The organism is Streptomyces sp. NPDC037288, assembly GCF_055603265.1.
This window is the reverse complement of record NZ_JBVJVY010000001.1, coordinates 175205-188208: the sequence shown is the minus strand read 5'-3', so window position 1 is coordinate 188208 and position 13004 is coordinate 175205. Positions and strand designations below refer to the sequence as shown.

Here is a 13004-nt window from a genome sequence, read left to right as displayed (position 1 = left end):
TCGGTTCAGGCGACGGGGGAGTGCAGGCCGGCGGCCGGCTCGGGGAAGCAGTGGGGGTCGTCCCACAGCAGCTGGACGTCCCGCGCCCAGTGCCGGTCGGGGGCGTCGTCGGCCGCCGCCTCCTCGCGCAAGGACCGGATCCGGCGCGGGAGTTCGGCGGCCGGGACGCCGTCCACGGCCGGCCCCAGGGCGTCCAGGAAGTCCGCCCCCGCACAGGGGGCGGCGGGGTCGTGGCCGATGCCGGTGCAGCCGGTGCGCGGCCACAGCAGCACCGGGACCGGGACGTTCAGACCGGTCTCGAAGTGGCCGGGCAGACAGGCCGGCGGGGCGGCGTAACCCACCAGGTCGGCGTCCTCGTCCCGGAGGCGTTTGCGCAGGCTGGGCGGGCGCTCCGGGTTCGCGCAGTCGACCCGGTGCAGTGCCGCGGCCCCCGGTCCGCTCTCCAGCCTGCGCCACTTCTTGGCGAGGTGGTGGCGCAGCCGGCCGCTGCGGTGCCGGGTGGCGTCGGTGACGACGAGCGGATGGGCGCAGCCGAGCGGGGTGGAGTCCTCCGGGCCGCACTCCCAGTGCGCCACCGGTTCGTTGAGCCACTCGCGGGGCAGGACGAACGCGAGCAGCGCCTCGGCGCCCTCCGCCAGGTGGACGAAGGCGCGGTCGACGCGCTGCTGCACGAAGGCCCGTACCTCACCGCGTGGCAGCCGGCCCGTGTCCACCGGGCGCCGCTGCCCGTCTCGGTAGGCCGACACCCGCACCGTCACCTGGTCCTGGCCCTCGCCGCTGCGCTCCAGCTCCACGACGATGGGGGACCAGGCGGACGTCCGTGGCGCGGGCGGACCGGTGAGCAGCTCGGCCAGCCGGCGGGCGAGGCGGGGTACCGCCTCGGGGTCGTCGACCTGCCACTGCACATAGGCCGCCGCCGCCCGCAGCGAGCCGAACCCGCCCGGGGGCAGGTCCGGGCCGAAGGGGCCCACGGCATGTCCGTACAGCCGGTCCGGATCGCAGTCCAGGCCGGCGGCCTCCGCGCGCCGCACCAGGGCGTGCAGCCGCCCGGTCGCGTCCGGGGAACCGGCGCCGGGGCCGGGGACCAGAGCGCCCAGGCCGTACCAGTAGCGGGCCATGACCTCCGTGGGCAGCATCCGCCCGACCCGGACGTCCGGTTCCCCCGCGACCTGCGCCACCATGCCGACCACCCGGTCGTCCGGCAGGGTCACCGCCGCCCCGCTGAACCCGCCCGCCAGCGGCTGCCCGTGCGCGGAGGTGGCCTCCAGCTGCACCCACTGGTCGGCGATCAGGGTCCGGGACACGGCGCGGTACCGGGCGAGGACGCCCTCGTCGTAGCCGTCGGGGAACCCGTACGCGAGCAGGGACGGGCTGCCCTGCTCCGCGCCGGGCGGCGCGAACCGCGCGGGCGCCACGGGTACGTCGCGGTCCAGCTCCAGTACGGCGAGGTCGCCGGGGTCGGTGGCACCGCCCGCCCAGCCGCCGGGCACGGTCACGGCCGCGGGCAGCCCGGCCAGCTCCGGCCGGTTCGGGAAGCTCACCGTCACCGGCGCCGGAACGCCCTGGACGACATGCGCGCAGGTCAGCACCGTCCGGGGGGTGACGAGGAAGCCCGCCCCGGCCACCGTGCCCCCGCACTCGATCCGGGCCTGCCAGGCGGCACCCCTCATGACCGGGGTGTGGGCTCCGCCGCCGCCGACGCCCACTTCAGCCTGACCACCAGCTGGCCCTCCGCCGCGCCCTTGGCGATCACCGCGCCGGCCTGCGCGCTCAGCTTCACGCCGAACTCCAGCTCCACGGCGTCGGGGCGCAGCGTGCCGTCCCGGAAGACCCGCAGGGCGGATTGGGCCGCCGCCCGCACACTGTCCAGGGCTCCCTCGAAGGTGCGGGCGGCCTGCGCCGCGGGGGCCTCGCCACGCGAGACGAGCTTGGTCCCGCTCACGGCGTCCGCGGTCTCCACGACGACCACGGCGCCGTCCTCCGTGGTGAACTCCACCAGCTTGTTCATGAAGTCGGCTGCCCCCGTGCGGTTGATCCCGGATCAACTCCATTGTGACGCACGGGGAGTGAGCTGTCCCGGTCCTTTCACGCCTGACGCGGAACGGCGTGGCGGATGGCCGTCAGGGCGCCTTCCCCGCCATCGTCGGTCGACGCTCCGGCACCGGGTGGCACATGACACTCGTCCCGGCACGCGAGCCACTCGGACAGACACCCGACGAGAAGAGGCGTGGATGACCAGAGGACCAGGACGAGCCGGACGCGGGGCGGTACTGCCGGCGGCGGCGCTGGTGGGTGCCCTGCTGCAGGCCGGCCCCGCAGCGGCGGCGGCACACCCGGCCGCACCCGCCCCGGGCGGCACCGCCACGGCCACCACCGTCACCCTGGTCACCGGTGACCAGGTGACCGTCACCGACCTCGGGCGCGGGAAGAAGACGGTCACCGTGCGGCGGGCCGAGGGGGCCGCGGGCGCCGTACGGACCCAGGTGAGCAACGGCGCGGTCACCGTCGTACCGGACGAGGCGCTGCCGTACCTGCGGGCCGGGACGCTGGACCGGCGGCTGTTCGACGTGAGCGGGCTGATCCGGCAGGGGCTGACGGACGCCGGGGCGGACGCGACGCCGCTGATCGTGACCTACGGCAAGGGCGCGCCGGCCGTCACCCCGGCCGGGACCGAGCGGACCCGGAGTCTGACCAGTGTGGGCGGGGCCGCGGTCGAGGCCCGCAAGGGGCGCACCTTCTGGCGGTCGTTCAGCCACCACGACGGCGTCGACAAGGTGTGGCTGGACGGCAGGGTGCGGGCCGACATGGCCGAGAGCAACGCCCAGATCGGCACACCGGCGGGCTGGGACGCGGGACTCACCGGCAAGGGTGTCACCGTCGCCGTCCTCGACACCGGGGCCGACCTGAGCCATCCGGACCTGAGGGACCGGGTGACCGCGGCCAGGAGCTTCGTCGACGGTCAGGAGGTCGCCGACCGCAACGGCCACGGGACGCACGTGACCTCCACCGTCGGGGGCGGCGGCACCGCCTCCGGCGGGAGGGAGAAGGGTGTCGCGCCCGAGGCCGGCCTCGCCGTCGGCAAGGTGCTCAGCGACCAGGGCTCGGGCAGCGAGTCGCAGATCATCGCCGGGATGGAGTGGGCGGCGCGGGACGTGCACGCCAGGATCGTCTCCATGAGCCTCGGCTCGGCCGAGGCCAGCGACGGCACCGATCCCATGGCCCAGGCCGTGAACACCCTCTCCCGGGAGACCGGCGCGCTCTTCGTCGTCGCCGCGGGCAACACCGGCGCCCCGTCCTCCATCGGCTCGCCCGGCGCCGCCGACGCGGCCCTCACCGTCGGCGCGGTGGACTCCGCCGACCAGGCGGCCTACTTCACCAGCGCCGGACCCCGCTACGGCGACAACGCCCTGAAGCCCGACCTGTCCGCTCCCGGCGTCGACATCCTCGCCGCCCGCTCCCAGTTCACCGACGGCAGCGGCTACTACACCTCCCTGAGCGGTACGTCCATGGCGACCCCGCACGTCGCCGGAGTCGCCGCCCTGCTCGCCCAGCAGCACCCCGGCTGGACCGGCGCGCGCCTGAAGGACGCGCTGATGTCCAGCTCCAGGCAACTCGACGCGCCCGCCTACGTGCTGGGTGCGGGCCGGGTGAGCGTGCCGGACGCCGTCAGGGCCCGGATCACCGCCACCGGCAGCGCCGACCTCGGCTTCCACAGCTGGCCGTACGACGCGGACAAGCCGGTGACCCGGACCGTCACCTACACCAACTCCTCGGACGGCCCAGCAGAGTTGAAGCTGTCCGTGCACGGCGCCCCGGACGGCGTCGCCACCCTCGCCGACTCCGCCCTCACCGTCCCGCCCCACGGCACCGCCTCCACCACGGTCACCGGCGACGGAACCAAGGCGCCGGCCGGCGAGACCGGCGGGCAGATCGTGGCCGTGGACCAGACCGGCGACACCGTCGCGCACACCGTGTTCGGGCTGGTCAACGAGGAGGAGCGGTACACGCTCACCGTCCACGTCAAGGACCGCGCGGGCGCTCCCGCCCCCGCCGACCTCACCGTGCAGCGGCTCGCCGCGGACGAGGACGCCCAGTCCGCCCACGTCGGCGACTCCGGGACCCTCCGGCTGCGTCTCAGGCCCGGCCCCTACGCGCTCGCCACCTTCCTCGACGTGCGCGGCAGCCACGGCACCGACTCCCTCGGCCTCGGCTTCCTCACGGCGCCCGAGATCACCCTCGACCACGACCAGGACATCACCCTGGACGGCCGGAGACTGCGCGAGATCAAGGCCGCCGTGGACCGGCGCACCGAGACCCACCAGCTCCTGATGGAGTACGACCGCCGCGCGAACGGCACCGACCTCTTCGGCGCGGTACAGGTGCCCCTGACCTACGACAGCGTCTTCGCCGCACCCACCGCCGACGTGAGCGACGGCACCTTCGAGTACCGGACCGTGTGGCGGCTGGCCGAGCCGCAGCTGGCGGTCAGGGGCGTCGGCGAGGCGACCGTCCAGCCGGGCGGCACGCTGATCGAGGGCCGCACCAGGCTGCCGCTGGTCGACGCCGGCGACGGTCCGTTCCCCGGTGCGGCCGGCAAGGCGGTGCTCGCGCACCTCGCCGACGGCGCCGACCCGGCCGCGCTCGCCCGGACCGTCCAGGACGCGGGCGCCAGGGCGCTGTTCGTGACGGACGACGCGCCCGGCCGGCTGGTGGCCTGGTGGGGGACCGACGACAACACCGGCCGGCCGCTGCAGATCGCCACCGTGGACGCGGCGGACGCCGCCCGGCTCCGCGCGGCCGGCCGGGTCGACATGACCGGCACCACCGACCCCCGGTACGTGTACGACCTGTCCGAGGGACATCGCGGCGCGATCCCGGACCGGGACCTGACCTACGCGCCCGGCGAACGCCGACTGGCCGCGGTGCAGGCGAGGTTCCACGCCGCTCGGCCGACCGACGGCGGCGAGTTCCGCTACTCCCTCACCGACACCTTCCCCGTCGGCCTCGGCTTCCAGGAACGCGTCCACCTGCCCGCCGAGCGCACCGACTACGTCTCCACTGGCCCCGGCCAGCGCTGGCACGAGTCCGTGACGGTCGGCGACGGCGCCCTGGAGGAGCGCAGCGGTCTGGTGCGGTACGAGGGCGGCTCCCGGCCGGTGCTGAACTGGTTCCGGCCGGTCTGGCACCCCTGGCTGGGCACCGGGCTCGGCTCGGGCCAGCAACGCTGGGGGAACCGGATCCAGTTGGACACCCCCGGCTGGGGCGACTCCGGTCCCGACCACACCGGGTTCGGCGACGTGTGGAGCGCGGACAGCGGCATGAGCCAGACCACCGCCGTCTACCTCGACGGCGCGCTCGCCGACAAGCGCACCGGTTCCGCCGCGTACGTCTGGGACGCACCGGCCGGCGAGCACGCGTACGAGGTCGTCACCGACACCGCCCTCGAGGCCGGGCGCTGGGCGCGGGCCTCGGCGGGGCACAGCGAGTGGACGTTCCGGTCGGCGGCGACACCGGAGGACCGCTGGACGTACCTGCCGTTGATCAACCTCGCGTTCGATGTCGACACCGGTCTCGCGGGGGCCCTGCGGGGCGGGCGGCGGGTTCCGGTGGGGTTGGGTGCGGAGTACGTGGCGCAGGCCGCGGGCACCGGGACCTTGACCGGGGGCCGGCTGGAGGTGTCGTACGACGAGGGCGGCACCTGGCAGACGGTCCCCCTCACGGGTGCCGACGCGTCCTGGCGCGGCACGCTGGACGTGCCGCGCGGCGCGTCGTCCGTCTCGCTGCGGGCTTCCGCCCACGACGACAGGGGTGGTTCGGTGACGCAGGAGATCATCCGGGCGGTGGGGGTTCGGTAGCGCTGTTCAGACGATCCCCCTGACCACCCCCAGCTCCACCAGATCCTGCGGGCGGATCCGCAGCTGGTCGGCGGTCGTCTCCACCTCCTCCCTCGGGCGTTTGAGGATGGCCGCCGCCAGTTCCGGTGCGATCACCGAGAAGTAGCTGTCCGGGGTGGCCCAGGTGTTGGCCGGTGCGGCGAGTGCCAGTGCTCCGCCGGAGCCGCCCTCGCCGATGACGAGCGTGGTGACGGGGACGCGGGCGGAGGCCACTGCCCCGAAGACCTCCGCGATGGCCGCGCCGGCCCCTTGCCGCTCCGCCTCCGCGTCGTTCGCGGCGCCCGGGGTGTCCACCAGCGTCAGCACGGGGATGCCGAGGCGGTCCGCCAGCCGGATCAGGCGGGCCGCGGTCCGGAAGCCGGCGGGGCGGGTCGCCGCTCCGGTCTGCGCGGCGTAGGCGACGGTACGGCCGTCCCGCTCGCCGAACCCGCACAGGATGCCGTCGGGATCCGTGCCGCCGCAGCGGTCACCGCTGAGGGCACGCCGGTGGGTGAAGTAGGCGTTCAGGTAGGCGTGGGCGCGGGGGCGTTCGGGTGCGCGTGCTCGCTGGACGGCGTCCCAGCCGGTGGCCGGGAGACCGGCGCCGCCCAGTGCCGGTGGTGGGGAAGGCACATCGGTGGACGGGGAGGTGAGCAGGCGCAGCCACGCACCCAGTGCCTCCTTCAGCTCGGCCGGAGCCACCACCGCGTCCGCGGAGCCCACCGCCAGCTGGGACTCGGCCGTGTACGCGGACGGGTCGGCGTCGGCCGGGCGGACGCGGGAGCCGGCGAAGCCGACCTGGGCGCCGGGCAGGGCCAGGACGACGTCCGCGCCCGCGCCGAGCGTGGCCCAGCCGCCGCCGGTCGTCGGGTCCCGCACCACCGCGATCTGCGGCAGCCCCGCCTCCCGGGTGAGCGCGGACTGCCGCGCCACGCGCTGGAGCTGGCTCAGCGCGAGCATGCCCTCCTGCATACGGCTGCCCCCGGTCGCGATCAACGGCACGACCGGCAGCCGGTGTGCGCGGGCGTGGATGTACGCCGCCTCCAGGCGGTCTCCGGTGTGTTCGCCCAGGGAGCCGCCCAGGAAGCCGAACTCGAAGGCGATCAGCACGGCCCGGGTGCCCTCGACGCGCGCGGTGCCGCAGACGACCGACTCCTCCTCGCCGGTGCGGGCGGCGGCGCGGGCGCGCGAGGCGTCGTAGCCCTGCCAGCCGAGGGGGCCGTCGGGTGCGCTTTTCCCTGGCGGGCAGGGGAGTTCGGCGAAGGTGCCGGGGTCCGCGACCAGGGTCAGTATGTCCCGGGCCGAACGCCGCTCAGACATCGGCCAGCGCCCGCTTCATGATCTTGCCCATGTCGTTGCGGGGCAGCGCGTCCAGGTAACGGACGACGCGGGGGCGCTTGTGCGGGGCGAGGCGACGGGTCACGTGGTCCGCCAACTCCCCGGCCCCCGGCGGTGCCTGGGGATCCGCCGGGACGATCCAGGCCACGATCCGCTCGCCCAGGTCCGCGTCCGGCTCCCCGGTGACCGCCGCCTCCCGCACCCCGGGGTGCTCCAGCAGGGCGTTCTCGATCTCACCGGCCCCGATCTTGTACCCGCCGCTCTTGATCAGGTCCGTGGCCTTGCGGCCGACGATCCGGACGTACCCGTCGCTCTCCCGCACCGCCATGTCACCGGTGCGGAACCAGCCGTCGGCGGTGAACGCGGCGGCCGTGGCCTCGGGCCGGTTCAGGTACTCGGTGAACAGGTTCGGCCCGCGCACCTGGATCTCGCCGACGCTCTCCCCGTCGTACGCGGTGATCGGCGTCCCGTCCTCCTCCACGAGCCGCAGCTCCACGCCGGGCAGCGGTACGCCCACGGTCCCCGCGCGCGGCTCCCCGTCGGCCCGCACGCTGGTGTTCATCAGGGTCTCCGTCATGCCGTACCGCTCGATGACCCGGCGTCCGGTCGCCGCCGTGATCCGCTCGTGGTCGTGCACGGGCAGCGCTGCCGAGCCGGAGACCAGCAGGCGGGCCCGGCCCAGCGCCTCGGCCAGCTCCGGGTCCCGGGGCAGGGCCTCGGCGATGCGGTGGTACATCGTCGGCACCCCGAACAACATGGTCGCGCCGGCGTTCAGCTCCCGTGCCACGCCCTCGGTGCTGAAGCGGCCCAGGTGCCGGACGCCGCCGCCGCGCCGCAGCGGGCCCAGGACGCCCAGCACCAGCCCGTGCACATGGAACAGGGGCAGCCCGTGTACCAGCACGTCGTCGCCGGTCCACTGCCAGGCGTCGGCCAGCGCGTCCAGGGTGGTGGTGAGGGCCCGGCGGGGCAGGACCGCGCCCTTGGGCGGGCCGGTGGTGCCGGAGGTGTAGACGACCAGCGCCGGGTCCTCGGCAAGGGCCGGCTCGCCCAAAGCCGTGGCGCCGCAGGCCGCGGCGCCGGAGTCCGTCCTGTCAGCCACGGCACCGGATCCGGCGGACGCCTCGACGTCGATGCGGGCCAGGTCACCGAGGACCGGCGGGAGGTCGGCGCCCGGTGCGGCCAGCACCAGCGCCGGTGCGCTGTCGGAGACGATGTGCGCGAGTTCCTTCTCGCCCGACCTGGGGTTCAGCGGTACCGCGGCGGCCCCGGCGAGCAGGACGCCGGTCACTGCGACGGCGGTCTCCAGCTCCGGGGTGGCCCACACGGCGACCCGGCCGGCGCCCCGCAGCCGGGCTGCGAGCGCACCGGCGGCGCCGGCCAGCTCGCCGTACGTCAACGACCGTTCGCCGAACCGCAGGGCGATCCGCTCGCCCGGACCGTCCGCCAGGGCGGGGAAGAGGGAGGACACGCGGCGCACTCCTATCTCTGGGACTGTCGCTTGACCGTCGGCACCTTCCTACACCAGCAGGCTCCTGCCGACGACCGCGCTCAAGTACGGCGCGAGCCGCAGCCGATGGCCGCGCTGCCTTCGTGCCGGACCGCGACGGTTGTTAGCCTCCCGGTGATCGCACCGTCGTACGACAGGGAGTCCGCCGTGCCCCGCATCGCCCTCGCCACCTACGACCCCGGCGCCGAGCCCGGCAAGGACACCGACCTGCCGGAGCTGGTGCGGGCGCTGGGCGAGTCCGGCGCCGAGGCCGAGGCCCGCCACTGGGACGACCCGGACGCGGACTGGGGCCGCTACGACCTCGTCGTCATCCGCTCCACCTGGGACTACAGCTGGCGGGCCGCGGAGTTCGGGGCCTGGGTGGAGCGGGTCGGCACGCTCACCCGGCTCGCCAATCCGGCGCCCGTGGTGCGCTGGAACACCGACAAGCGTTACCTCGGCGAGCTGGCGGCGGCCGGTGTGCCCACCGTCCCCACGCGCTACATAGCGCCGGGTGAGCCGGCCGACCTGCCCGACGGCCACGAGTTCGTGATCAAACCGACCTCGGGCGCGGGTGCCCGGTTCGCCGCCCGCTACACCCCCGACGGGCATGAGCGGGCGGCACGGCAGCTCGCCCGGATGCACGCCGAGGGCTTCACCGCGATGGTGCAGCCGTACGTGCGGGGCATCGACGTCAGCGGGGAGCGGGCGCTGCAGTTCTTCGGCGGGCGGCTGCTGCACGCCAGCCGCAAGGGCGCCGTCCTCGCGCCCGGGACGCCGTACGACGCGCAGAAGGTGGCGCACCCGGACCTGGAGCGCTGGCAGCCCACGGACGTCGAACTCGCCGTCGCCGAGAAGGCGTTGGCGGCCGTACCGGGCGGCCGGGAGCTGCTGTACGCGCGCGTGGACCTGGTGGACGGGGAGGACGGCGAGCCGCGGCTGATGGAACTGGAGCTGGTGGAGCCGAACCTGTTCCTGTGGCTGCACCCCGGGTCGCTGGAGCGGGTGACGGAGGCGGTCCTCACGGCGGCGGGGGAGTAGCCGGGAGGATCCGGCTCACCAGGCAGCGGGAAACGGCAGAGGGCGGCAGGCTGGTCCCTGTCGGCGGGACGACGCGGACACGAAGCGGACACGATGCACAGACGGGGAGTTGCCGTGACGAAGGTATGGCTGGTGACCGGGGCGAGCAGCGGTTTCGGGCGGGCGATCACCGAGGCCGCCGTGGCCGCCGGGGACGTGGTGGTCGGCGCGGTCCGGCGCCCTGAGGCCCTGGCGGACCTGGTGGCCGCCCGTCCCGGCCAGGTGGAGGCACTGCGGCTGGACGTCACCGACCTGGGCGCGATCGAGGGGGCGGTCCGCGATGTCGTGGCCCGCCACGGGCGGATCGACGTGCTGGTCAACAACGCGGGGCGCACCCACGTGGGAGCCGTCGAGGAGACCACCGACGACGAGCTGCGCGCCCTGTTCGACCTGCACTTCTTCGGCCCGGTGGCCCTCGTCCGGGCGGTGCTGCCGCACATGCGGGAGCGGCGCTCCGGCGCCGTCGTGCAGATGAGCAGCATGGGCGGCCAGATGTCCTTCGCGGGTTTCGGTGCGTACAGCGCGACGAAGTTCGCCCTGGAGGGCCTGTCCGAGGCGCTCGCGGACGAGGTGCGGGAGTACGGCATCAAGGTGCTCGTCGTCGAGCCGGGTGCGTTCCGGACCTCGTTGTTCGAGGCCGACCGGGCCGGGGTCAGCTCCGACACCGGGGTGTATGCGAAGGTCGCCGAGACCCGTGGCGTCGTGGCGGGCGGCCACGGCAGCCAGCCCGGCGACCCCGCCAAGGCTGCGGCCCTGATCCTGGCCGCGCTGGACGCCGAGGACACCCCGCTGCGGCTGCCGCTCGGCGACGACGGCGTGAGCGCGGTCCTGGGCCACCTCGATCAGGTCCGCGAGGAGGTCACCGCCTGGGAGAAGCGCACCCGGGCGACGGCTTTCGACGCCTGAGCTACGTCAGCACGGCCGTCCGCTGGAGCAGCCCCCAGGTGAACTCGGCGACCACCTCGTGCCGTACGCCGTCCGGGCCGGGCGCGGTGAAGGCGAGCCCCCACCGGGTCGGCGCGGTGCCCTCCAGCGGGCGGGCCGGGGGGAAGGCGCGGGCGGCCTCGTCGACCGTGCAGGACCAGGGGACCAGGTCGTCCAGGGTCTTGAGCCGGGGCGCCGGGGCGCCGGGCGCGCGCACCAGCCACTCGTTCCACACCGCCCCGTCCGGCCCGACCAGTACCTCGAAGCGCAGGTCGGGCCAGAGGGCCAGGGCCCAGCGCCGGGCCTCGCAGTCGACATCGCCGAGGCGGCGCGGAACGACGGACTCCGGCTCGCCCAGGACGGACCGGTACCGGGCGGCGGCGGACCGGGATCTCGGCGAGCGGACCATCGCCTGCCAGCGCCTGTTCGCCTCCCGCATGTCCGCGATCGAGGCGCCCAGCTCCCTCCGGGCGTCCTCGACCAGATCCGGATTGTGGTCGGCCATACGGCGCAGCAGCACCAGCTGGAAGTCGAGATCCATGGCACCCATGGTGCCCGGCGGGTTCCCGGCCATTGCCCGCGCATCTCCCGATGACTAGCCTGTGTTCGTCATGCCGATCGCCTGTTGATATCTCGAACGAGATGGCAGCGGCGCTTAGACCCAAGGGAGGGGGCCGGACGTGGGACGCCTCGTGCCTGCCGTGACCCGGGCTCTCGACATTCTTGAGCTGTTCCTCGACGGGGACGGGACACTCTCCGCCCCCGACATCGTGCGCAAGCTCCAGCTGCCGCGCACCACCGTGCACGAACTGGTCACCACACTCGCCGCACGGTCGTACATCGTGCCCGTGCCGGAACAGCCCGGACGCTACCGGCTCGGCGTACGCCCGTACCAGCTCGGCAGCCGCTACGCCGAGCAGCTCGACCTCTCCGCCGAGGGCCAGCAGGTGGCCCGCTCGGTCGCCGAGACCTGCGACGAGACGGTGCACGTGGCGATCCTGGAGGGCACCGACGTGATCTACATCGCCAAGGTCGACTCCACGCACGCCGTCCGCATGGTCTCCGCGGCAGGCCGCCGCCTGCCCGCCCACTGCACCTCGGTGGGCAAGATGCTGCTGGCCTCGCTGCCGGAGCAGGAGCTCGCGGCACGGATCCCGGACGACGCCGAGCTGGCCGCGATGACCCCCAACAGCATCACCGACCCCGGTGTGCTGCGCGAGACGCTGGCGGAGATCCGGCAGCGGGGCCTCGCGACGGAGAGCCGCGAGTCCAACCCCGACGTGAGCTGTGTGGCCGCTCCCGTGCACGACCGCACGGGCCAGGTGGTCGCGGCCCTGTCCATCTCGGTTCCCATGATCCGCTGGAGCGACGAGCGCCGCGCCGAACTGGAACAGCTGGCGGCCAAGGGCGCGGCGGAGCTGTCCGAGCGGCTGGGCCACCGGAGCGCGGCGTGAGCGGCGGGTACGAGGTCGCCGTGCGGGCACACGCCGAGCTGGGCGAGGGCCCGACGTGGGACCCGGCGACGGGCCGGCTGATCTGGCTCGACATCCTGGGCATGCGGATCCACACGTACGACCCGGCGACGGGCCGTCGTACGGTGCGGACGACGCAGCAGCACGTGGGCGCGGTCAAGCCCCGCGCGGGCGGCGGCCTGGTGCTCAACCTGCGGGACGGCGTGGGGCTGCTGGACCCCGACGACACGTTCCGCTGGCTGCACCACGAGCCGGTCGCGGGCCGCCGGGCGAACGACGCCGCGGTGGCGCCGGACGGCTCGTTGTGGGCGGGCACGATGCGGTACGACGAGGCGGCGGGCGGCGGCACGCTCACCCGGCTGACCGGCGCCGGTACGGCGCAGACGGTCCTGCCCGACGTCACGGTCAGCAACGGCACGGGCTGGAGCCCCGACGGGCGCCTCATGTACTACGTCGACACTCCCACCCGCCGGGTGGACGTCTTCGACTACGACGGCGAGCGGGTGCGCGACCGCCGGCCGCTGGTCGAGATCGAGGAGGGTGCGGGTTTCCCCGACGGTCTGACGGTCGACGCGGACGGATGCGTGTGGGTGGCGCTGTGGGACGGGGGTGCGGTGCGGCGCTATACGCCGGCCGGTGAGCTGGACCGTGTGATCAGCGTGCCCGCGCCTCGTACGACGGCCTGCGCGTTCGGCGGCGCCGGCTTGACCGACCTGTACATCACGACGGCCCGCACCGGTCTGTCCCGGCCGCACCCCCTGTCGGGTTCGGTCCTGGTGATCTCCGGGGCGGGCGAGGGGCTGCCCCAACCGGCGTTCCAGGGCTGACCCC

The 13004-nt window shown here is 74.7% G+C and carries 10 protein-coding genes; 5 read left to right on the top strand and 5 right to left on the bottom strand.

Annotated features, from left to right (window positions below):
* Nucleotides 1-5: 5 nt before the first annotated feature.
* Both ACZ7GZ_RS00940 and ACZ7GZ_RS00935 read right to left on the bottom strand, forming a co-directional pair.
* Nucleotides 6-1670 (bottom strand): VMAP-C domain-containing protein, encoded by a 1665-nt coding sequence (locus ACZ7GZ_RS00940; protein ID WP_471019520.1) that lies wholly within the window; start codon nt 1668-1670, stop codon nt 6-8.
* A complete protein-coding gene (locus tag ACZ7GZ_RS00935) occupies nt 1667-2008 on the bottom strand; it encodes a CU044_2847 family protein (protein ID WP_471019517.1) in 342 nt (113 codons plus the stop codon). Before ACZ7GZ_RS00935 ends, ACZ7GZ_RS00940 begins: the two co-directional genes overlap by 4 nt.
* A gap of 223 nt (nt 2009-2231) precedes the next feature.
* Here ACZ7GZ_RS00935 and ACZ7GZ_RS00930 point away from each other — a divergent pair, with 223 nt between their 5' ends.
* Nucleotides 2232-5855 (top strand): S8 family serine peptidase, encoded by a 3624-nt coding sequence (locus tag ACZ7GZ_RS00930; RefSeq protein WP_471019515.1) that lies wholly within the window; start codon nt 2232-2234, stop codon nt 5853-5855.
* A gap of 6 nt (nt 5856-5861) precedes the next feature.
* Here the strand turns inward: ACZ7GZ_RS00930 and ACZ7GZ_RS00925 are convergent, their stop codons facing one another.
* On the bottom strand, nt 5862-7193 hold the full coding sequence (locus tag ACZ7GZ_RS00925) for a carboxyl transferase domain-containing protein (RefSeq protein WP_471019512.1): 1332 nt from the start codon (nt 7191-7193) through the stop codon (nt 5862-5864).
* Nucleotides 7186-8679, bottom strand: a complete 1494-nt coding sequence (locus ACZ7GZ_RS00920; RefSeq protein WP_471019510.1) for an acyl-CoA synthetase — start codon at nt 8677-8679, stop codon at nt 7186-7188. The genes ACZ7GZ_RS00925 and ACZ7GZ_RS00920 overlap by 8 nt, the downstream gene beginning before the upstream one ends.
* A 186-nt stretch (nt 8680-8865) precedes the next feature.
* Between ACZ7GZ_RS00920 and ACZ7GZ_RS00915 the strand changes: the two genes are divergently transcribed.
* Together ACZ7GZ_RS00915 and ACZ7GZ_RS00910 are read left to right on the top strand one after the other, a co-directional pair.
* Complete coding sequence (locus ACZ7GZ_RS00915) at nt 8866-9738, top strand: ATP-grasp domain-containing protein (protein ID WP_471019507.1); 873 nt, start codon at nt 8866-8868, stop codon at nt 9736-9738.
* 114 nt (nt 9739-9852) lie between these two features.
* A complete protein-coding gene (locus tag ACZ7GZ_RS00910; RefSeq protein WP_471019504.1) occupies nt 9853-10683 on the top strand; it encodes an oxidoreductase in 831 nt (276 codons plus the stop codon).
* Between the two features lies 1 nt (nt 10684).
* Here the strand turns inward: ACZ7GZ_RS00910 and ACZ7GZ_RS00905 are convergent, their stop codons facing one another.
* Nucleotides 10685-11275: a hypothetical protein gene (locus ACZ7GZ_RS00905; protein ID WP_471019502.1), complete on the bottom strand. Its 591-nt coding sequence runs from the start codon at nt 11273-11275 to the stop codon at nt 10685-10687.
* 106 nt (nt 11276-11381) lie between these two features.
* Between ACZ7GZ_RS00905 and ACZ7GZ_RS00900 the strand changes: the two genes are divergently transcribed.
* Entirely contained in the window at nt 11382-12155 is a 774-nt protein-coding gene (locus tag ACZ7GZ_RS00900; protein WP_471019500.1) for an IclR family transcriptional regulator, read from the top strand.
* A complete protein-coding gene (locus ACZ7GZ_RS00895) occupies nt 12152-13000 on the top strand; it encodes an SMP-30/gluconolactonase/LRE family protein (protein ID WP_471019498.1) in 849 nt (282 codons plus the stop codon). The genes ACZ7GZ_RS00900 and ACZ7GZ_RS00895 overlap by 4 nt, the downstream gene beginning before the upstream one ends.
* Nucleotides 13001-13004 lie beyond the last annotated feature (4 nt).